At 44.8% G+C, this 20,652-nt stretch carries 18 protein-coding genes and 1 riboswitch; of the genes, 5 read left to right on the top strand and 13 right to left on the bottom strand.

Going from position 1 to position 20,652, the window contains the following annotated elements:
• Positions 1-118: 118 nt before the first annotated feature.
• The 4 genes from D7V32_RS10020 to D7V32_RS10000 all read right to left on the bottom strand — a co-directional run bounded on the left by D7V32_RS10020 (position 119) and on the right by D7V32_RS10000 (position 6,701).
• The gene (locus D7V32_RS10020) at positions 119-697 is read right to left on the bottom strand and encodes a TMEM165/GDT1 family protein (protein WP_120402746.1); all 579 of its coding nucleotides are present in this window, start codon (positions 695-697) and stop codon (positions 119-121) included.
• Positions 698-808: 111 nt separating this feature from the next.
• A riboswitch (yybP-ykoY riboswitch) is annotated at positions 809-911 on the bottom strand.
• Positions 912-1,051: 140 nt separating this feature from the next.
• A complete protein-coding gene (locus D7V32_RS10010) occupies positions 1,052-3,001 on the bottom strand; it encodes a 2-oxo acid dehydrogenase subunit E2 (RefSeq protein ID WP_120402745.1) in 1,950 nt (649 codons plus the stop codon).
• 2 nt (positions 3,002-3,003) lie between these two features.
• Entirely contained in the window at positions 3,004-5,706 is a 2,703-nt protein-coding gene (gene aceE / locus D7V32_RS10005) for a pyruvate dehydrogenase (acetyl-transferring), homodimeric type (RefSeq protein ID WP_120402744.1), read from the bottom strand.
• A 305-nt stretch (positions 5,707-6,011) separates the two neighbouring features.
• Positions 6,012-6,701 (bottom strand): M23 family metallopeptidase, encoded by a 690-nt coding sequence (locus D7V32_RS10000; protein ID WP_120402743.1) that lies wholly within the window; start codon positions 6,699-6,701, stop codon positions 6,012-6,014.
• A 107-nt stretch (positions 6,702-6,808) separates the two neighbouring features.
• On the opposite strand from D7V32_RS10000, the gene D7V32_RS09995 reads away from it, so the two are divergent.
• Positions 6,809-7,249, top strand: a complete 441-nt coding sequence (locus D7V32_RS09995) for a DciA family protein (protein ID WP_120402742.1) — start codon at positions 6,809-6,811, stop codon at positions 7,247-7,249.
• A gap of 98 nt (positions 7,250-7,347) precedes the next feature.
• Here D7V32_RS09995 and lpxC read toward each other — a convergent pair whose 3' ends face one another.
• The 8 genes from lpxC to gshB all read right to left on the bottom strand — a co-directional run bounded on the left by lpxC (position 7,348) and on the right by gshB (position 16,750).
• Positions 7,348-8,250: a UDP-3-O-acyl-N-acetylglucosamine deacetylase gene (gene lpxC, locus D7V32_RS09990; RefSeq protein WP_120402741.1), complete on the bottom strand. Its 903-nt coding sequence runs from the start codon at positions 8,248-8,250 to the stop codon at positions 7,348-7,350.
• A gap of 124 nt (positions 8,251-8,374) precedes the next feature.
• Entirely contained in the window at positions 8,375-9,553 is a 1,179-nt protein-coding gene (gene ftsZ, locus D7V32_RS09985; protein ID WP_120402740.1) for a cell division protein FtsZ, read from the bottom strand.
• A gap of 159 nt (positions 9,554-9,712) precedes the next feature.
• A complete protein-coding gene (gene ftsA, locus D7V32_RS09980; RefSeq protein WP_120402739.1) occupies positions 9,713-10,975 on the bottom strand; it encodes a cell division protein FtsA in 1,263 nt (420 codons plus the stop codon).
• A 70-nt stretch (positions 10,976-11,045) separates the two neighbouring features.
• On the bottom strand, positions 11,046-11,900 hold the full coding sequence (locus D7V32_RS09975) for a cell division protein FtsQ/DivIB (RefSeq protein WP_120402738.1): 855 nt from the start codon (positions 11,898-11,900) through the stop codon (positions 11,046-11,048).
• A 3-nt stretch (positions 11,901-11,903) separates the two neighbouring features.
• Positions 11,904-12,833: a D-alanine--D-alanine ligase gene (locus D7V32_RS09970; protein ID WP_120402737.1), complete on the bottom strand. Its 930-nt coding sequence runs from the start codon at positions 12,831-12,833 to the stop codon at positions 11,904-11,906.
• 54 nt (positions 12,834-12,887) lie between these two features.
• Complete coding sequence (gene murC, locus D7V32_RS09965) at positions 12,888-14,339, bottom strand: UDP-N-acetylmuramate--L-alanine ligase (RefSeq protein WP_120402736.1); 1,452 nt, start codon at positions 14,337-14,339, stop codon at positions 12,888-12,890.
• A 12-nt stretch (positions 14,340-14,351) separates the two neighbouring features.
• Positions 14,352-15,449, bottom strand: coding sequence for an undecaprenyldiphospho-muramoylpentapeptide beta-N-acetylglucosaminyltransferase (gene murG, locus D7V32_RS09960; RefSeq protein WP_120402735.1), 1,098 nt, complete (start codon positions 15,447-15,449; stop codon positions 14,352-14,354).
• A 353-nt stretch (positions 15,450-15,802) separates the two neighbouring features.
• A complete protein-coding gene (gshB, locus tag D7V32_RS09955) occupies positions 15,803-16,750 on the bottom strand; it encodes a glutathione synthase (protein WP_120402734.1) in 948 nt (315 codons plus the stop codon).
• Positions 16,751-16,872: 122 nt separating this feature from the next.
• On the opposite strand from gshB, the gene D7V32_RS09950 reads away from it, so the two are divergent.
• Both D7V32_RS09950 and D7V32_RS09945 read left to right on the top strand, forming a co-directional pair.
• Positions 16,873-17,079: a DUF3565 domain-containing protein gene (locus tag D7V32_RS09950; protein WP_120402733.1), complete on the top strand. Its 207-nt coding sequence runs from the start codon at positions 16,873-16,875 to the stop codon at positions 17,077-17,079.
• Positions 17,080-17,309: 230 nt separating this feature from the next.
• A complete protein-coding gene (locus D7V32_RS09945; RefSeq protein ID WP_067727831.1) occupies positions 17,310-17,519 on the top strand; it encodes a cold-shock protein in 210 nt (69 codons plus the stop codon).
• 154 nt (positions 17,520-17,673) lie between these two features.
• Here D7V32_RS09945 and D7V32_RS09940 read toward each other — a convergent pair whose 3' ends face one another.
• Entirely contained in the window at positions 17,674-19,008 is a 1,335-nt protein-coding gene (locus D7V32_RS09940) for an ISNCY family transposase (RefSeq protein ID WP_120402732.1), read from the bottom strand.
• 158 nt (positions 19,009-19,166) lie between these two features.
• Between D7V32_RS09940 and D7V32_RS09935 the strand changes: the two genes are divergently transcribed.
• Positions 19,167-19,565 (top strand): Imm63 family immunity protein, encoded by a 399-nt coding sequence (locus tag D7V32_RS09935; protein WP_120402731.1) that lies wholly within the window; start codon positions 19,167-19,169, stop codon positions 19,563-19,565.
• A gap of 127 nt (positions 19,566-19,692) precedes the next feature.
• Positions 19,693-20,565: a tetratricopeptide repeat protein gene (locus D7V32_RS09930; protein ID WP_120402730.1), complete on the top strand. Its 873-nt coding sequence runs from the start codon at positions 19,693-19,695 to the stop codon at positions 20,563-20,565.
• Positions 20,566-20,652: the final 87 nt, after the last annotated feature.

Genomic DNA, 20,652 nt, shown 5'->3' with positions numbered 1-20,652 from the left:
ACAACTGTAAAAATGTCTTATATTGCCTGATATATCAATATTTTGAAGCTATTTTTAGCAAAAAAATCCCGAGTTTTAAACTCGGGATTTGCGTTATTATTATCGTTAAAAACAAACTTTAGAATAAATAGTGCTGCGCCAACGCCGCTAAACCGATGATTAAAAATACTAATGCGCCAATTTTATGAATGAAAGAAATAGGTAATTTTTCCGCCAGTTTATTGCCAATAAACACTGCTGGCGCATTCACCAGCATAATACCCAATGTCGTACCCAAAGTGACCCAGCCGATACTGTCAAAACGGGCTGCCAAAGCCACTGTGGCAACTTGGGTTTTATCGCCAATTTCTGCTAGAAAAAACAGCACAAAAGTTGCGCCAAAAACACCGTACTTTTGCCATTTATTAATACTTTCAGATTCATCATCCAATTCATCTGGAATCAACATCCATACAGCCATACCAATAAAGCCTAAAGATACGATCCATAGCAATACAGTCGGACTCAATACTGTCGTGATCCACTGGCCTAAAACAGCAGAAATGCCATGATTGACCACAGTGGCAAGAAAAATAGCAATTAAAATGGGAACAGGCTTACGGAAACGCGCTGCCAGCAATAAAGCCAAAAGCTGGGTTTTGTCACCCATTTCAGACAGAGCAACTACGGCAAGAGAGATAAAGAATGCTGTGAGCATGATGCGATTCTCTGGCTAGCATAACAAATACCAATGACTCACCGCTCCTGCTAGCCAAAATCTGCAGAGTGGTAAATCAAAGGTCTTGCCAACAAAAGAATGCTTTAAAGAAAGCAATTGGTTCTTTGCTATGATGACCATGCTCGTTTTAGAGCAAATATGTTGACCATCACCTGTTCAAGCTGAACAGCGGCTACTCCCCAATGAAGTATGCTTATATTAAGCGCTGTACAAATAATTTTCAATCATTAGCACAGTAATTCCGCATACAAAAACACCTTGCCGAAACAAGGTGTTTTTGTTTTTTAACCAGGTTAGAGCTCTGCATGGCAAGAAAACAGGCGCTGTTAGCTCTTAGATTAATAAAGTTCGGATGTCTTGCAGCAGCTTCGTCAGCTTGTTAGTAAAACGCGCAGCATCTGCGCCATTAATCACACGGTGATCGTATGACAATGAAAGCGGAAGCATGAGCTTCGGATCAAAACCTTGACCATTCCAAACAGGCTGCATCGCTGCAGGTGAAATACCCAAAATTGCAACTTGCGGCCAGTTTACAAGTGGCGTAAACGCTGTACCGCCAATTGCGCCTAGGCTTGAAATGGTGAAGTTCGCACCTTGCAGGTCTTTCGGAGAAAGCTTCTTATCACGCGCTTTTTGACCCAATTCACCCAATTCAACCGCAATTTGCTTAATTGATTTTTGGTCTGGGTTACGCAGCACAGGCACCGTTAAGCCATCTGGCGTTGCAACCGCGATGCCCATATGGATTTCATTGCGCAGCAATACTGATTTGCCGTCATCAGACAAATGGCCTGCAAACTCACGCTCTTCTTTCAGCAAATGCGCAACCGCTTTGATGATAAACGCCATAATGGTCAGGCTGATACCGTCTTTCTTAAAGCCGCCTTTCAGGTCATTACGCCAAGCCTCAAGCTCAGTAATATCCGCCGAATCGAACTGTGTCACTTGCGGGATATAGTTGTTTAACGACAGCTGCGGAATAGAAACTTGCTGCAAACGTGTCAGCACTTTCTCTTCTACACCGCCAAAAGCATCAAAACTTGGCAGTTTCGGCAAACCAGACGGTGCTGCTGCTGCCGCAACAGGTACAGGCGCTGGCGCAGTTAAGCGTGTTTTCACATACGCAAATAAGTCTTCTTTCATTAAGCGCGCATGCGGGCCAGAAGCTTTCACTTCCGCCAATACAACGCCTAATTCACGTGCAAGCTTACGTACCGCTGGGCCTGCATAGACTTTTGCATTGGCTGCATTTTGCTCTTTGCTTAACTTGTCTGCGCTGTGTGCTGTAGGAGCAACTGGTGCAGCTGCTTTCGGTGCTGGAGCCGCCGCGGGCGCTGCAACTGGAGTTGCTGCCGGTGCTGGTGCAGCAGGAGCCGCTTGACCTTCCGCTTCAATCGTCACTAAAGCAATACCTTCAGAGACATTTTGCCCTAGAGCCACATGAATCGCTTTAATCACGCCTGCTGCAGCGCTTGGCACTTCAACTGTCGCTTTATCCGATTCCACCACGATGATACTTTGGTCTTTTTCAACTTTGTCGCCAACAGCAACCAAGATTTCAGCAACTGCCGCTTTGTCTACACCCAAATCAGGCACAGCAACATCTACATCACCTGCTGGTACTGCTGCAGCCTGAGGCGCCGCTGCTGGCGCTTCTGAAACTGGTGCAGGAGCTGCAGCTGGTTGCGATGCAGCTTGAGCCGCTGGCGCTGCAGATGAAGCAGACTTCACTTGCAGAATCACCACGCCTTCTTTCACGCTGTCGCCAACTTGAATGCTGATTGACTCTACAACACCAGCAGCTGTGCTTGGCACTTCTACCGTTGCTTTGTCTGACTCAACAACTACAATGCTTTGGTCGACTTCAATTTCATCGCCAACAGCAACCAAGATTTCACCAACCACTGCTTTTTCAACACCAATATCCGGCACTTGCACATCTACAGTTTGCGATGCAGCAGCAGGCGCTGCAACTGGAGCTACAGGCTCAGCTTTCACTTCGGCTGCTGGTGCAGGCGCAGCCTGAGGAGCCTCTACAGCTGGCGCTGCAGTTTGGCCTTCAGCTTCTAGTTCAATCAGCACAGCGCCTTCAGCAACTTCGTCGCCTTGATTCACTAAAATGCTTTTGACGACACCCGCTGAAGTGCTAGGCACTTCAACTGATGCTTTATCAGATTCCAAAAGCACGATGCTTTCGTCAACACTGATGGTATCGCCAACTTTGATTAAAATTTCAGCAACTGTCGCTTTATCTACACCAATATCAGGAGTGGTAATTTTCATACTTAGTTCTCCTCTTTGTAGTCAGCTACAGCGTGAAGTTCAGGCGTCGCTTGCGGCGCCCATGCCACTGGACGGTCTGTATCTAATTCAAAACTAGAGATCGCATCTTTAACCAAACGCGCATCGACTTCGCCTTCATCAGCCAATTTCTTCAATGTTGCAACCACAATGTGCGCCGCATCGACACCAAAGTAGCTGCGCAATTTGGCACGTGTATCTGAACGGCCATAACCGTCTGTACCCAGCGCTACAAATGGACGGCTGTCTGGAAGATACGCACGGATCTGTTCGCTGTAAGCGCGCATATGATCTGTTGCAGAAACCACAATACCTTCAGTACCGCGCAGCTGCTCAGTGATCCAAGCTTGTTTCACCACTTCAGCGGTCGGGTGCAGGCGGTTATATTCTTCACATGCCATACCGTCACGCGCCAATTCGTTGAAGCTCGTTACGCTCCAGACGTTTGAATGGATTTGGTATTCTTCACGCAGAATTTTAGCAGCCTTGATCACTTCACGAAGAATCACGCCTGAGCCCATCAGCTGAACTGTGGCTTTTTCATCTTCTTGGAACAAGTACATACCGCGCTTGATGCCTTCCTCAGCGCCTTGCGGCATTTCAGGATGCTCATAGTTTTCGTTCATTACCGTTAAGTAGTAGAACACACGCTCTTGGTTCACATACATGCGCTTCAAGCCGTCATGTACGATCACAGCCAATTCATAGCCAAAGCATGGGTCATACGAAATACAGTTTGGAATGGTATTCGCTAAAATGTGCGAGTGGCCGTCTTGGTGCTGCAAGCCCTCGCCGTTCAATGTTGTACGGCCAGCTGTTGCGCCCAATAGGAAGCCTTGCGCCTGCGCATCGCCTGCTGCCCATGCGATGTCGCCAATACGCTGGAAGCCGAACATTGAGTAGTACATGTACATCGGAATCATTGGCAAGTTGTTCGTCGAATAACTGGTTGCCAACGCCGCCCATGCGCTCATTGCGCCGGCTTCGTTAATGCCTTCCTGCAGCATGTGGCCGTCTTTCGCTTCACGGTAATGCATCAGCTGTTCTTGGTCTTCAGGTGTGTATTTTTGACCATGCGCGGCATAGATACCCAACTGACGGAACATGCCCTCTAAACCGAATGTACGCGCTTCGTCTGGAACGATTGGCACAACACGGTCCTTGATCGCTTTTTCTTTCAGTAACGATGAAATCAGGCGCACCATCACCATCGTGGTTGACTGTTCTTTGCCTGATGAACCTTTCAGCACGGCATCAAATACAGAAAGCTCTGGAATCGCAAGCTGTTCGCTTTCTTTACGGCGAGCCGGCAGATAACCGCCTAATGCTTCACGGCGCGCTTTCATATATTTCAGTTCAGGCGAGTTTTCGCTAGGACGATAAAACGGCACTTCTTCAAGCTGCTCATCCGTAAACGGCAAGTTGAAACGGTTACGTACATACTTCAGCGATTCAATCTGCATTTTTTTGATTTGATGCGTTTTGTTCACCGCTTCAATTTCTTCAGACAGACCGTAGCCTTTTACCGTTTTCGCTAAGATTACTGTAGGCTGACCCGTAGATTTCATCGCTTCTGCATAAGCAGCATATACCTTGTATGGGTCATGGCCGCCGCGGTTCAAATTATCAATATCTTCATCGCTCAAGCCTTTTACCAGCTCTTCCGCTTCTGGGTATTTGCCAAAGAAATGCGCGCGTGTATAAGCGCCGCCTTTCACTTGATAACGCTGGTAATCACCGTCAACAGCTTCGTCCATAATCGCTTTAAGCGCGCCTGTGTCGTCTTTATCCAGAAGCGGATCCCAATGACGGCCCCAAACAACCTTAATCACACGCCAGCCAGCGCCGCGGAAAAGCGATTCAAGTTCTTGAATAATTTTACCGTTACCGCGCACTGGGCCATCTAAACGCTGCAAGTTACAGTTTACAACCCAAATTAAGTTGTCCAACTTTTCACGGCCTGCAAGCGAAATTGCGCCTGTGCTTTCTGGCTCATCCATCTCGCCATCGCCCAGATATGCCCACACTTTACGGTTTTCTTCTTTAATCAAGCCGCGGTTCATTAAATACTTTTGAATATGCGCTTGGTAAATCGACATGATTGGGCCAAGACCCATAGAAACAGTAGGGAACTGCCAGTAGTCCGGCATTAGGTAAGGATGCGGATAAGACGGCAAACCAATACCATCCACTTCACGGCGGAAGTTATTCAAATGTTCTTCTGTTAAACGGCCTTCAAGGAATGAACGCGCATAGATGCCCGGCGCACAGTGACCTTGATAGTAAATCATGTCGCCGCCGAAACTGTCGCTGTTGGCGCGGAAAAAGTGGTTAAAGCCAACGTCATATAATGTTGCAGAAGATGCAAAACTTGCCAAGTGGCCGCCTAGGTCATCACCTGTTTTGTTTGCACGAAGCACCATGGCTAACGCATTCCAGCGGATCAATGCGCGGATACGGCGTTCCATATCAGCATCGCCAGGCATTGCCGGCTGCTCTGCAACTGAAATCGTATTTAAATAAGGAGTATTTAGACGCTGAATAGGTACGTGTTTAGCGATGGCCTGCTGATACAGTTTCTCCAGCAAAAATGCCGCCCGCTCTGTGCCCATGTGCTGTAAAACTGAGTCAAATGCTTCCTGCCACTCTTGGGTTTCTTGTGCATCACTATCGCCATAAAACGCCATAATTCACCTATATTCATGCCTAATAATATAGTTATATATGTATCATATTTTTAAATTGCTCACCTATGGCTGCAAATGAATACGACTTTAGACCATTATTTATAAAATAAATACCAGTTGACCATTTAACACACAAAAATACAATATTTAGCCAATAAAGCTCAATTTATATACGAATTTTATTTGTTTTTAATGATAGTGTGAAAATACAGCGCTTAAAAACACAAATACCGCCAAGGCGCAATAAGCGGATCCTTGACGGCATGTGCAGAAAGAGGTTTTTTATTTTTAAGCTTTGCTTTCGTTTATGGCAGCATCGCTAAGTAAGTCGACGGGTTTTTACGCTGACCGTCTTTCACTACTTCATAGTGCAAATGAGGGCCAGTACAGCGGCCAGTACAGCCAACATTAGCAATATGCTCACCTGCATCAATACGGTCACCTACACGCGCAATTAAACGTGAAGCATGCGCATAACGCGTTAAATAGCCATTGCCATGGTTAATTTCAACATATTGGCCATAACCGCTGCCCCAGCCTGATTTCGTTACAATACCTGGGCCAGTAGCATAAATAGGCGTGCCGCTTGGCGCAGCCAAATCTAGACCTGAATGGCGTTCAGCACGGCCATTCATGGTACGGCCGCCATAGTTAGAGCTTACGCGCGCGCTTGGCAGCGGGTGTGCAATCAGCCAGTCGTAAGCATTGCCTTTATTTGACGCACTGTAAGAGTTTGCAAGTTTACTGGTGCCGTATTTCTTGGCAATTGTTGCATTATTTAATTCAACTGGCTTCTCACGCAATTGAACGTTTATCTTGGTTTCTGCTGGGATATCAATATCGCTGGTTTCAGAATAAGCGCCTTGAGACAAAGTACGGGTCAATTGTTCAAGACTGTCTGTTGAGGAGTCATTGAGCTGAACTAAATCTGCAAATGCTACTGAAGCTGCAGAAGTTGCCAGAGAAAAAGCCAATAAGATACGTCGCAAATGCATAAAAAACCTCTATAACTGTTCTTAATCGAGTTCCTTGAGTGATCTCTTCCTTGATATTCACTGAAAGGAGCGCATAAGATTAGGACATAAACATGTAGGAAATATGTATGTCAGAACCTGTCAACGTCTTTCAACAAACAAGAAAACACTTAAAAACAGGAAACTTTTCGTTTCTTTCAACGCAAGTTACTGCTTGGCAGAAGCTTACGAAGCTTGTTCAGCCTATACTGCCCCAACCGGAGCAATGGCAAGTTGTTTGTTATCAAAATGGTGTACTGACTGTAACTGGTGAAAATCAGGCTTTGATCAGTCAATTGGCCTATCTTCAAAAGCAATATATCTATCAGTTAGTACAAATAGCGGAATTTAAAGATTTAAACAAGATCCAAGTTCGCTTAAGACTTCCTGCTCAAGCTCCCCGCGCCCCTGAAAAAATATCAAGATCCCTCAGCCCAGAAACGCAAGACCTCATTCGAGATGCTGCTGACTTTGTGAGCGACCCTAAGCTTAGCCAAGCCATGATGCGTTTGGCAAGCAATAAAAAGTAACCTGAATGAACGCCTGATACATTCCCAGTAGGTTAAAACGTGACGAATATCACACTTTTTTATGTTACACTATAACGGTCCTAAAAAAAGACAATGACTTAGGTCACACTCACATAACGAATTGGGCAAACATCTATGTCATCAAATGTTACAATTTCATAGCTGTCTGGATCACTTTGAACATTGCGCAGCAGCTGATTATTCAAAGCATGGCCCGATTTATAGGCATCATATTTCGCAATAATTTGATGACCCAGCAGATATAAGTCGCCCACAGCGTCCAAAATTTTATGGCGCACAAACTCATCTGCAAAGCGCAGACCATCTTCATTAACAACACCGGTATCATCCAAACCGACTGCATTATCCAAGCTTGCGCCCAATGCCAAATTACGCGCCTTCAAAAAGTCCAAATCTTTCATAAAACCAAAAGTACGCGCCTCACTGACTTCATAAACAAATGTTTCTGTCGAAAAGTCAATTGATGCAGACTGATCTTCTTTTTTAAATGCAGGATGGTCAAAATCAATGGTGAAATTCAGCTGAAAGCCGTCATGCGGCGAAAAAACGGCTTTTTTATCATCCATCAGCGCTTCTACTGGCTTTAATATTTTTATAAATTTCTTCGGCGCATTTAACTCTTGCAGGCCGCCTTGCATCAGCAGATAAATGAATGGGCCAGCGCTGCCATCCATAATTGGCACTTCTGAGGCAGATACTTCAATCAGCAAATTATCAATGCCTAAGCCCGCAATAGCGCTCATGATGTGCTCAACCGTGCCGATTTTCGCCTCCCCCCGCACCAAGTTCGAACACATAAAGGCTTCTTGAATCAGCATCGCATCTGCTGGGATATCAACAGGCGGATCTAAGTCGATGCGGCGGAAAACTATGCCGCCATCAGCATGATAGGGCACAAAGTTAATCATCACTTTTTGCCCGCTATGCAGACCTATTCCACTTGCTTTTACCACGCGCTGCAGCGTTCGCTGTTTCAACATGCTCTCATTCATCAATCTATAAACCGGCTATACGTTAGCATATTTGGCCATTGATAAAAAACAAAAAAGGCAGCCCCAAAGCTGCCTTTTTATATTTAATTACGTAAAATCAAACAGCTAAAGCTTATTTACGCTGCTGATTTTTCAAGTAGTCTTGAATGCTCATTGGTGTTGGACGAGGACTTGAAACTGCAGGCGCCGGGCTTGCTGCTTCTGTCTGCTGACGCTGAATCGCAGGAACATCATCTTCTTCAACAGCTGCATGCGCTGCAGGCTGACGCGCGGCTTGCACGCTTGGGCGTTTCACGGGCTCTACAGAGTCTGCAGAATTGCGTGTCAAGCCTGTTGCAATCACCGTTACACTGATTTCATCACGCGCATCTGGATCAAATACTGTACCGTAGAAGACCTGACCTTCATCCAGGTCAACAATTTGGTTCACAACATCAGTAATTTCTTCAATTTCACCGAATGTGACGTCATCGCCGCCTGTCACGTTAATCAAAATGCCTTTTGCATTCATGATAGTCACGTTATCCAGCAATGGACTGCGGATCGCTTGCTCAGCTGCTTGACGCGCACGATTTTCACCGCGGCCTGAACCTGCGCCCATCATTGCATAACCGCGTGTGCTCATTGCCGTTTTTAAATCGGCAAAGTCAAGGTTGATGTGACCCGGACGAACCACAAGATCAAAGATACTGCGCACTGCGTTCAGCAAGACATCATCTGCCTTTTTGTACGCGTCTTTCATTGAAATATCGCGGAATACTTTCAGCAAGCGCTGGTTTGGAATAATGATCAATGAATCTACATGGGCTTCAAGCGCTTCGATGCCTTTTTCAGCAGACTGCTGACGGCGCTTGCCTTCAAAGTTGAACGGCGTTGTTACCACACCAACCGTCAAAATACCCATTTCTTTCGCAATTTCAGCAACCACTGGCGCTGCACCCGTACCTGTACCGCCGCCCATACCAGCCGTTACAAAGACCATGTCTGTACCTTCAAGGTGCTGACGGATCAGTTCACGGCTTTCTTCAGCCGCAGCTTGACCCACTTGCGGGTTAGCGCCAGCGCCTAAGCCGCGTGTACCCTGCTCGCCCAATTGGATCTTAAACTGCGCATTCATGCGGTCTAAAGCTTGTTTGTCTGTATTGGCGCAAACAAACTTTACACCCTGAATATCAGACTCAAGCATATGCTGTACAGCATTGCCGCCTGCGCCGCCTACACCAAATACAGTGAAACGGGCTTGACCAATGCTGTCGCTCTGATCATCTTCAAAAAATTCAAATGAGGCCATGACCTATAAAATTCCTAAGCTATAAATGGCAGTCACTTCAGCCCGTATACTGCCTTGATCTTAATAAAAATTGTTTTTTAGGATGCTGTTCCAGTATGAGCTTGTCAAGTACAAGCGATAATCCGTACAACTTCCCAACAATATTCCCTAATTTTTCCACTAAAAAATTGATTTCAGCGTCTCGTTAAAACCTGACCATGCACGTTTAAAGCGCTTCATCATAGACAGTGTTTCTGTGTCTTCAGGCTCTACAATTGTGTCCTGTGTTTCACTTTGACTAAACATCAGCAAACCCGCTGCGGTTGCATATTGTGAACGGCGCAGCGCTGCCTGATTTTGATCTTCTGCATAAACTTGTGCAGGCGGATTGCCTAAATGTGCAGACACACCCAATGTTTTACGCGCAAAACTGACCATGCCTTCAATTTGACTGGCATCACCGGTCAGCACAACCCCATGGTATAAGCCCTGCATTGCGCCATTACTCTCCAGCACATTGCGCACCATCCCCAAAATTTCATCATAGCGGGCAATAATAATTTCGGTCAGTTCAATCCGGCTGATGGTCTGCGGGCCATCGATCCCTTGGAACTGAATCATATGTTCAGGCTTTACCACTTTCAGGTCAACACAGCCATACAGAAGCTTGATCCGTTCTGCTTCTTCAGTAGTGGTCTGCAGTACCGCTGCAATATCACGCGTTACATGTTCTCCGCCGCGCTGCACTGTTTCAGTCATCGCTAAGCGGCCATCTAAATATACGGCAATATTGGTGGTGCCTGCACCAATATCCAGCAAGCACACGCCATATTCACGCTCATCTTTCAGCAAGCTTGATTCAGCCGTCGCCAATGCTGAAACCACCATTTTTTCCACGCCAATATTCGCGCCTTTTAATGCGCGGTCAAGGTTTTGCATGGTGCTGATCGGCAGCATCATTAAATGATAGTGGCCTGTCATGCTCTGCGCAGACATGCGGATCGGATTTTGCACCCACTCCGCCTCTCCATCCAGCTCAAAACCTAACGGCACAGCGCTGACCAAATAATGATCTGAAGTTAAATGGCTGGCTTTTGCCAGCTCTAATGCGCGCACAACTTCATTTGTTGTAATCGTATGGTCGCTGTTTTCAACAGGCGTGCGGCCTGAAGCATAGAAACTTTTCATTTCTGCGCTAGGAATCGAAATCCAAGCTGAATGCACACGGCATTCCGCCATATCTTCAGCTTCCTGCACAGCATTTTTAATTGCATTAATTACCTTATCGAGACTGACAATTTTCCCTTTATTCATGCCTCGATTCAGGGCGGTCGCCATGCCAATCACCTGAATATTATCAGGTGCATGTACCTTACCAATCAAAACTGAAACTTTGTGTGTCCCAATGTCAATCGCAACAACCGAGGGAACAGCTTCACTCATTATTCACTACTACCATTTCATTTATTGGTTTAATTTACGGCACAAAGCCTCTATATCACAAAGCCAGTCATTATGGCTTTGCTGTTCTTCTATCTGCAATGCCTGTGTCATTAATCGTTACAACAAACTGACCATTCACTATGCTTGGCGGTGCCGAATTCTTCCATTGAATGGCAAGCCCATTGCGGTAGCGCAGGTCAATTGCTGAAATTTTAGACCAAACGGGCTTCAAATCGCTATGCGCCAGATGACTCAAGCGTTGAAGCTTACTCATGGTCTGATCCTGATCGACAATAATGCGCAGACCCGAATCAAACTGCATAAACCAAGTCATACGCTCCGTTAAATATAATTCTTTGAGACGGATGCCAGCTGGCAAGAATAACTGATTAATTTCATTGTAACGCCGCATCATCATTTTAGAATGACTGACTGGCCCATGCAGCAGCGGCAAGTTCTGTTTTTTATTTGGCCCAACTTCTGCAAATACATCACCGCTGTCACTCAGCAGGCGTCCAGTTCCCCATCGCGCAATCGCGTGGCGGGGCATAACACGTACGCGGATGGCATTCGGCCATGCGCGTGATACAACAACGCGGTCAACCCAAGAAATTTCCAGAGCCCGATCGCGGATAACTTCTAAATCTGAAGTAAAATAATTTTCGGTCACCGCTGGCGATACATGCCCCATCACTTGATGCAGTTCTGCATCAGAGCGTGTTCCGACCACATCCAGCTGCGCAACCCGCGCATCTGTCATCACCCGATACAAACCCAGCATCCCTGCAGCCATCACCACAGCCGCCACACACAGCAGCAGCCAGCCGCCCGCATTCGCAAGTTTTTCCTTGCGTGTCGGCGGCTTATCATGGATTGACGTGACAGCAGCGCGCTTGCGGCGCATAGATGCAGGAAGCTGAGCCATAACTTAGTGTGCCGCGCCTGTCAGTGTCTGCTCTAAAATCGCAACACACAATTCATCAAAGCTGAAACCGACTGCTTGCGCCGCTTTTGGCACCAGCGAATGGCTAGTCATGCCCGGAACGGTATTGACTTCAAGCAGCCAAAAATTACCCTGTTCATCCTGCATCGCATCAATACGGCCCCAGCCGCTTGCGCCCACGGCTTGGAATGCACGCAAGCAAAGCGCTTGCAGGCGCTGCTCTTCATCTGCAGTCAGACCGCACGGAATGCCGTACTGTACGTCATTGCGCTGGTATTTTGCTTCATAATCATAAAATGCCACATCTTCAGGCGGCTGCAAACGGATGACCGGCAAAGCCTGACCATTTAAAATGACAATCGTAAATTCACGGCCTGTAATCCATTTTTCAGCCATAACAACCGCATCATGCACAGCCGCTTTTGCAATCGCATCTGCAAAGTCTTCAATTTTTTCGACTTTACTCATGCCAATGCTTGAGCCTTCATGTACAGGCTTAATAATAAACGGCAAGCCGATGCTGTTCACAACGTCATTCAAATCTGAATCTTTAGTCACAATGCGGTAAGGCGCAGTCGGCAGTTCAGAACCTTGCCAAACCTGTTTGGTTTTGACTTTGTCCATACCAATAGCAGAGCCTTGAACACCAGTGCCTGTATAAGGAATATTCAGCCACTCTAAAGCGCCTTGAATTTGACCATCTTCACCGCCGCGGCCATGCAGCACAATAAATGCGCGGTCAAAGCCCTTCAGCTCTGTAATGCTGCGCTGCTGCGGATCAAATGCTTCAGCATTTACACCCGAACGGCGCAATGCTTCAAGTACTGCTGTACCGCTATCTAGAGAAACCTCACGCTCAGCGGATTTACCACCAAGCAACACGGCAACTTTGCCGAACTTTGAAGCATTTGACACGTTTATATCCTTAAACTTTTATAACTGCCGATTCAACTTAACCGCTTGAAGCGATTATTTTAAATATAAATTATTTTGTGCTAATTCAACTGAGATAGCACCCACATTACCCGCACCTTGCGTTAATAACAAGTCACCCTGCTGCAGGACTTTTTTCATCGCATTTTGCAGATTGCCTTCGACTGGATCAATCAGAATCGGCTCGACCTCTCCGCGCAAACGGATACTGCGCGCAAGGGCGCGGCTGTCTGCGCCAACAATCGGTTTTTCACCTGCAGAATACACTTCAAGCAAAAGCAATTGATCCACCTGTGACAGCACATCAACAAAGTCATCAAAACAGTCACGTGTACGGCTGAAGCGGTGCGGCTGGAACATCATGACTAAGCGGCGGTCTGGATGGCTTGCGCGGGCAGCCTTAATGGTTGCCTCGACTTCCTTCGGATGATGGCCATAGTCATCCACCAGTTTCACATCGCCGCCATCAATTTCAAAGTGGCCTTGAACTTGGAAACGGCGGCCTACACCGCTGAAGCTTTCCAATGCGCGGGCAATCGCAGCATCCGACACGCCTTCATCTGTGGCAATACCAATCGCTGCCAAAGCATTTAAAATATTATGCAGACCCGGCAAGTTAATGGTTAGGCGCAATGGCTCACGATCTTTGCGCAATACAGTAAAGTGGGACTGCATGCCTTCTTGAGCAACATCAACCGCACGGATGTCATTGTCTTCATTAAAGCCGTAAGTCACCAGCGGACGGCCAATGCGCGGCATGATTTCACGGATATTTGCATCATCACCGCAAACAACAGCTAAACCGTAGAACGGCAGCTTTTGCAGGAATTGCACAAACGTATCTTTCAGCACATCAAAACTGCCGCCATACGTATCCATATGGTCTGCATCAATATTCGTCACAATGGTCGCCATTGGCTGCAAGTGCAGGAATGATGCATCTGATTCGTCCGCTTCCGCAACAATAAAACGGCTTGCGCCCAGCGCAGCATTGACACCTGTACGGTTTAATAAGCCGCCGATCACATAAGTCGGGTCGAGATTTTCTTCTGCCAGCATGCAGGTGACTAAACTTGTGGTGGTCGTCTTGCCGTGTGTGCCTGCAACCGCAATCCCGTGACGGTAACGCATTAACTCACCCAGCATTTCTGCACGGCGTACCACTGGCGTACGGGTTTCAATGGCAGCTTTAATTTCAGGGTTTTCCTGATCAATAGCTGTTGAAACCACAATCACATTTGCGCCCTGAATATTTTCAGCAGCATGGCCGATATAGACTTTGATGCCGTTTTCTTCAAGCTGTGCGGTCGTTTTTGAAGTTTTAATATCTGAACCAGACACTTTATAGCCTTGGTTCTTCAGCACTTCTGCAATGCCGCACATACCTGCGCCGCCAACGCCAATAAAATGGATGTGCTTGATACGGCGCATCTCTGGCACTTTAATTAACTTTTTAGCTTGCTCAGCAGGAGTTGATGATGGAGACATAGATTACTCGAATTACAATTCTTGAATTAAACGAACCACATGCTGTGCTGCATCTGGCTGTGCCTGCTGACGCGCCTTAACCGCCATTTCTTGCAATAGCTGACGGTTCATAAGGGGCTTAAGCAAATCCGCTAAACTGTCTGGCGTCATTTCGGCTTGCGGGCAAATTTTTGCAGCATTAATGCCGGCCAGGAATTTGGCATTTGCAGTTTGGTGGTCGTCCACTGCGGAAGGAAGCGGAACGAACACAGCTGCAAGACCGGCAGTGGCGATTTCAGTCACCGTTAAAGCACCTGCGCGGCAAATAATTAAATCGGCTTCGGCATAAGCCTGAGCCATATCTTCAATAAACGGTGAAACTTCTGCCTGCAGCGATTCTGGCGCATTGGCATAAAGCTTTTGCGTAGCTTCGGCATTATTTTGACCGCACTGATGAAAAACATTCAGCGGCATGTTCAGCTGCTTTAAAGCCGCCGGCACACACTCATTCAGCGCACGTGCGCCCAATGATCCGCCGACAATTAAAATCCGCAGCGGCTGGCCCAATTTTTCACGCTCTTGATAACGCCACGACGGATTGAAAATTTCGGTAATTTCTTTACGCACAGGATTGCCTGTGGTCACAATTTTTTCTTGCGCCGCAAAAGTATTGGGAAATGCCTGACATACCGTTTTGGCAATACGGGCAAGCTGTGTATTGGTAAAGCCTGCAATTGCGTTCTGCTCATGAATAATCACAGGAATGCCCAGCGCACGGGCTGCAAGGCCGCCCGGACCCGCTACATAGCCGCCAAACCCTGCGACAGCATCAACCTTCAGCTGCTTCATGTATTTCATCGCGCTGAGGGTCGCTTTTAAGATTTTAAACGGCGCGAGCACTTTACGCACAATGCCGTTGCCGCGCACACCTTGAATGTCAATTTGATAAATTGGAATATTATGATTTTTCAGCAGGCGGTTTTCCATACCGGCAGGCGTCGCCAGCCATGACACCTGTATGCCTTTCTGCTGCAGTTCTTTTGCTACGGCTAACGCAGGGAAAACATGCCCGCCTGTGCCTGCGGCCATCATCATTACATGTTTAGGCTGTTTTTGCTGTGCGTCAGTCACGTTATTTCTTCAATTTTAAAATGGCTAGTGGATAATGGTTATAAGCAGACAATTGTAATCACAAACGCATTGCCGTGAAAGATGATTTCCCTTTTTTCACTTCGGCGGCCCATTGTTTTTTTCTGCAGAAAATCGAGTTTAAACTAGTTTTATTATTAATCATGCAAATTTGGCAAACTTTTACATTTTTAATGCAATTTCAATATCTCTCCAATACATAGAGGGGGCCTGCCCTGCCATCTTTATAAAAAATTTTGCGGCGCTATTTTCTTTATGCGCGGAGAAACACACTTTTCCGATCAGAAAAAAAAGCGCTGTCATAACAGCGCTTTTTCAGTGACAGGCAGCCGCGTTTATTTATGGCTTAAACCAGCCTCAAGCACATTAAATAAATCATCTGCAATCGATGTTCCAAACTGAGCATCAATTTCACGGATACAAGTCGGGCTGGTGACATTAATTTCGGTCACATAATTGCCAATCACATCCAGCCCTACAAAAACTAAGCCTTTTTCACGCAGGAATGGCCCGACTTGAGCTGCAATCGCTTTATCATTTTCGGTTAATGGCCGCGCTTCGCCAAGGCCCCCAGCCGCTAAATTGCCTCGGGTTTCACCATTTTGCGGAATACGCGCCAAGCAGTAAGGCACAGGCTCGCCATTCACCATCAAAATGCGTTTATCGCCATCTGTAATTTCAGGGATATAACGCTGCGCCATGATAGGCTTCTGGCCCATTTCTGTCAGCATTTCTAAAGTAGAGCCAATATTCGCGCCGTCTGCCGTTAAGCGGAAAATCCCCATGCCGCCCATGCCATCCAGCGGTTTTACAATGACATCTTGATGCTGCGCAATAAATTCACGAATCAGGCTTTGCTGTGATGTCACCAAAGTTGGCACTTGCAGTTCTGGGAACTGTGTAGCAAAGAGTTTTTCATTGCAGTCACGCAGGCTTTGCGGCTTGTTGATGATCCATGCGCCTTCACGCTCTGCCTGTTCCAAAATATACGTGGTATAGACAAAGTTCATATCAAAAGGCGGATCTTTACGCATGAGCACCACATCATAGGCTGCCAGTGATTCTTTTTGTTTCTCGCCTAGCTCATAGTAATGGTCATCATCTTCAAAAACTTTTAAAGGGCTGATTAAGCCAAATGCTTTGCCTTGGTCAATATATAAATCTTGCTGCAGCGCATACCCTAATTCATGACCGCGGCGCGCTGCTGCCCACAGCATTGCCATGCTTGAATCCTTTTTCAGGTTTACATTTTCAATGGGGTCCATCACAACAAGTACGCGCATGTATCTGTGCTCTTTTCTGAAAATAAATTTGAGAATGAGTATAGCCGAGATTATTCTTTTGTTTATTCTGATTTTGCATGTCTATGTATGCTTTCGTATGTATTCAATAAGGTTAAAAAGTGATGCAGCAGCCCATTATTGATTTTGCTTTAGATGATGAAAACCACTGGTATGCCTTGCTGGCTTGCGGCCATACACAGCACGTACGGCATGACCCGCCATGGCAAAATAGGCCTTGGGTTTTAACCGAAAAAAGCCGAAAAAATGCCTTGGGGCTGATGCTGAATTGCAAAAAATGTGATGCTGAAAAAAGCGCTTTATTCCAATAATGCAAAAAAAAATTATTTTTTGTCACGATTAAAGTTTTAGAACTGCAGTAATTTCGTGTAGGATATCCTGAACTAGAAAAAAAGTGTTGTTCCGTTAAACATCTTTGAAGTGCCGTAGTGTTATTTATAATTCTTCGTTTTTCAGATTTTTATTTCCATTTCGACTCTTTTTTTCAAATTACCCACAGTCAATATGACTGAAATTACTAATATTTTGATAGGTTCATTGTATGTCTAATACAGTTACTGGCACAGTAAAATGGTTTAACGAAACTAAAGGTTTTGGCTTCATTCAACAAGACGGCGGCCCAGACGTTTTCGCTCACTTCCGCGAAATCACTGGTTCTGGCTTCAAAACTTTAGCTGAAGGCCAAAAAGTTTCTTTTGTTGTTGTTGAAGGTCAAAAAGGCCCTAACGCGACAAACATCACTGTTCTTTAATTTAGAACTTTGAAAAAAAGCACCTTAAGGTGCTTTTTTTAGGTCTGCAGTTTATGTTGGGTAAAACAGCGGCTTGTTGTGCATACATCTGACAGCGGACTGTTATTAACCAATTAAAATGTCTATGCGATAAACCATTTAAAATGTCCTGTTTTTAACCACAAGAGTCAATCACAGGATTTAATTTTCTTTGCTCAATGATAGCTTTCTGGGCTTTACGACTCGGCATACTTTTCTTGGCCCGGGAACGCTTATTTTGTTGTTCCAACTCTTCATGTTGTTGTTGAATATGTGCCAGAACCGAACCTAACCGTTTATTCTCAACGATCTCATTTTGCTGTAGCCCAGCTAATTTATTGAAGATGCTATAGTTGATCTTTCGTCCCTGATACATGATAGCCACAGTGCCATCTGGATATTCTAAGAATGAAATATACTGTCCTATAAGCTTCTGATTCAATTCAGTCGGTTCAAGCAGATAAATACATTTGTCATACGTGATGGTCAGACTTTTTGTCACTTTACGTGGCTCTTGCCAAGTAAAAATATCATCCAGCTCAGTCTTTGCTTCAGTTAAAGGCCGATGTAAATTCTTTGAGTTTCGCGCACATTTGCCAAACTTCTGATTGAAATGCTCAATAAAGTAGGGCAACCATGCATTGGCTTCATCAATCGAACCGATGTCTTCCAGGCGCATCTCCTTGATCAGACGGTCCTGAAGTGTTCTATTGGCACGTTCTACGCGACCTTTGGCCTGTGGAGAATTGGCAAAGATAATATCGATGTTTAACTCATTCAGAATCCGCCCAAATTGCGTGATCTGGCTGTCGTGGCTAGATTTCTGATTGACTCTGAATACCGAATGTTTGTCGCTGTAAAAAGCCAGAGGCTTACCATACTGCTCAATGTAGGCTCGGGTTGAAAGCATATAATCAAAGGTGGTTTCAGCCTCGCAAAAGCGCAGATGCAACAGCTTTCCAGTGGCATCATCGATATAAACCAACAAGCAGCATTTGGCCGATCGTCCTTCAAACCAGTCATGATATGAACCATCAATCTGGATCAGTTCACCCAAGCAATCACGATTATAGCGTGGCTGGTATGGACGTTTCAGGCGTTTAGACCTAGGAATCCAGAGATCATTAGCCGTCATCCAGCGCCGAATCGTTTCTACTGGGATATTCAGGGCAAACATGCTGCTGAGCTTCTCATGGGCCAAGGTCGGCCCAAAGCCAAGCAGATGTTCAGAAATAATGGAAAGGCATTGAGATTTTACCGCTTCATCATGACAATGATGACCTGGTTGACCACGACTGGCATGGGCCAGACCTGAAATACCATCTTGATTAAACTTCTGCAATAACCGGGTAATTTGACGGGTTGAAAGATTCAGGATTTCAGCAGCACGGACTTGTGTAATACGATGATCTCGAACATCTTGCAGGACTGCGAGACGTTGAATTTCTTTGTCAGACATAGTGATCAGCATCTATATTTATATCCAGCCCATGATGGTGAAAACCATCATAAACCAGACATTTTTATTGGTGAGAATATAGACACTTTAAATGGGTTCTAACACGGACATTTCGTATAAGAGATTTTATGTTAAATAGATATTAAGAACATTTGGAGAATCAAAGAATAATGCTTACATTTTTAGAAATTCAACGTAAGGTTGATCAAATTTGTGAAAAAATTGGGCTGGAAAAAAAAAGAGTTTGGCCCGCAGTTCAGAATGATGGAGCTCCATATGTATTAATCCATGAAAATAAATATTGGTATATTTCTGAAGAAAGAGGAGAAGTTTTTTTTGAAAAAACAACTAAGGATTTTGAAGAGTTGCTTTATTGGATAATGGATAATTTTATATCTAGCTATTCGTTTGAGTTTGAACTTAAGAATAGAACTAGAGGACAAGATTCCCGTCGACTCGCTTTTTCAAAACAAATTGAACTTTTTGGTTTAATCAGTGATCAATGGAAAGTAAAAAAAGAAAATGAGATAAAAAAAGTATTGGAAACAGCTCCTTTTAGAGATGTTTGATTTATAAATATTTATTTTCAAGAGAATTAAAATATCTATGGAATTTCGCATAACAGCCATTATGTTAAATGGAGGGTAAAAATAAGATATCATTTTAGTTTCTTCTTAAATCAAAAATGTCTTAGAGATGAAACTATTTATCCAAATCATTCTAGCGATGTCTTTATTTTTAAACGTACAAAGTGTATTTGCAGAACAATGTCCAAAAGATGATGAAAATAGAAAAGCAGAAATTATCGATGGTGTAATAAAACTTGATTTAAACCTTACAAAAGAATGCGCAGAAAAGGGAAATATTCGAGCACAAAAAGATTTAGGAATCGCCTATGCATCAGGACGATTTGGAATCGCTCAAGATTTCGATGAAGCATTAAAGTGGGAAAAAAAAGCGGCTTTACAAGGAGATCCCGAAGCACAATATGATGTTGGGTTATCTTACGAAGTGAGAGAGGATTATGAAAAAGCAATGGAGTGGTATCTAAAAGCTTCTGAGCAAAATTACGCTAGAGCACAGCTCTATATAGGGATGTTATATGCATATGGAAACGGGGTTCCTCGTGATTTAGATAAAGCCATATATTGGTATAAAAAGGCTGCTGTAAATGGAAATACTTCGGCTCAAATGGTCATAGCGAACATTGATGCTGAAAAAAAATATGAACTAGGGATGATGTATTCGAATGGCTTAGGTGGAGAAAAGGATGATAAAGAAGCATTTTTTTGGTTTTCCCAAGCTGCTCAACAAGGTAATGTCGATGCTCAGCTTAGGCTTGGTATGATATATATACTAGGACGTGGTATTCCAAAAGATGATAAAAAGGCATTTGAATGGATTAATAAAGCAGCAGATAAAAATAATGCTGATGCACAGTATTTTTTAGGAAGTATGTATCAAAGTGGTGAAGGTGTGGCAAAAGATAAAAGAAAAGCTTTGGAATGGTTAAATAAATCTGCCCAACAAGGCAATAAAAAAGCCATTGAAGAACTTAAGAATTATTAATTTTAGACATATTATCTTCTTATATATTTCTATAAAGTTTTCCTAAAATTAACATAATACACGTTATACGAATCTAAAAATGGGAGC

It is taken from the genome of Acinetobacter tianfuensis, assembly GCF_003611465.1.
In the GTDB taxonomy this organism is placed as follows: domain Bacteria; phylum Pseudomonadota; class Gammaproteobacteria; order Pseudomonadales; family Moraxellaceae; genus Acinetobacter; species Acinetobacter tianfuensis.
Note: the sequence above shows the minus strand (reverse complement) of the source record. Positions and strands in the feature narration are given on the sequence as shown.

Bases quoted from the DNA above. Each gene is read 5' to 3' on its own strand.
- D7V32_RS09930 (WP_120402730.1), top strand. From the start codon at position 19,693: ATGAAACTATTTATCCAAATCATTCTAGCGATGTCTTTATTTTTAAAC.
- D7V32_RS09950 (WP_120402733.1), top strand. From the start codon at position 16,873: ATGCAGCAGCCCATTATTGATTTTGCTTTAGATGATGAAAACCACTGG.
- D7V32_RS10000 (WP_120402743.1), bottom strand. From the start codon at position 6,701: ATGCATTTGCGACGTATCTTATTGGCTTTTTCTCTGGCAACTTCTGCA.
- gshB (WP_120402734.1), bottom strand. From the start codon at position 16,750: ATGCGCGTACTTGTTGTGATGGACCCCATTGAAAATGTAAACCTGAAA.
- D7V32_RS09995 (WP_120402742.1), top strand. From the start codon at position 6,809: ATGTCAGAACCTGTCAACGTCTTTCAACAAACAAGAAAACACTTAAAA.
- D7V32_RS10020 (WP_120402746.1), bottom strand. From the start codon at position 697: ATGCTCACAGCATTCTTTATCTCTCTTGCCGTAGTTGCTCTGTCTGAA.
- D7V32_RS09975 (WP_120402738.1), bottom strand. From the start codon at position 11,900: ATGGCTCAGCTTCCTGCATCTATGCGCCGCAAGCGCGCTGCTGTCACG.
- ftsA (WP_120402739.1), bottom strand. From the start codon at position 10,975: ATGAGTGAAGCTGTTCCCTCGGTTGTTGCGATTGACATTGGGACACAC.
- D7V32_RS10010 (WP_120402745.1), bottom strand. From the start codon at position 3,001: ATGAAAATTACCACTCCTGATATTGGTGTAGATAAAGCGACAGTTGCT.
- D7V32_RS09935 (WP_120402731.1), top strand. From the start codon at position 19,167: ATGCTTACATTTTTAGAAATTCAACGTAAGGTTGATCAAATTTGTGAA.
- lpxC (WP_120402741.1), bottom strand. From the start codon at position 8,250: ATGTTGAAACAGCGAACGCTGCAGCGCGTGGTAAAAGCAAGTGGAATA.
- aceE (WP_120402744.1), bottom strand. From the start codon at position 5,706: ATGGCGTTTTATGGCGATAGTGATGCACAAGAAACCCAAGAGTGGCAG.
- ftsZ (WP_120402740.1), bottom strand. From the start codon at position 9,553: ATGGCCTCATTTGAATTTTTTGAAGATGATCAGAGCGACAGCATTGGT.
- murC (WP_120402736.1), bottom strand. From the start codon at position 14,339: ATGTCTCCATCATCAACTCCTGCTGAGCAAGCTAAAAAGTTAATTAAA.
- D7V32_RS09940 (WP_120402732.1), bottom strand. From the start codon at position 19,008: ATGCTGATCACTATGTCTGACAAAGAAATTCAACGTCTCGCAGTCCTG.
- D7V32_RS09945 (WP_067727831.1), top strand. From the start codon at position 17,310: ATGTCTAATACAGTTACTGGCACAGTAAAATGGTTTAACGAAACTAAA.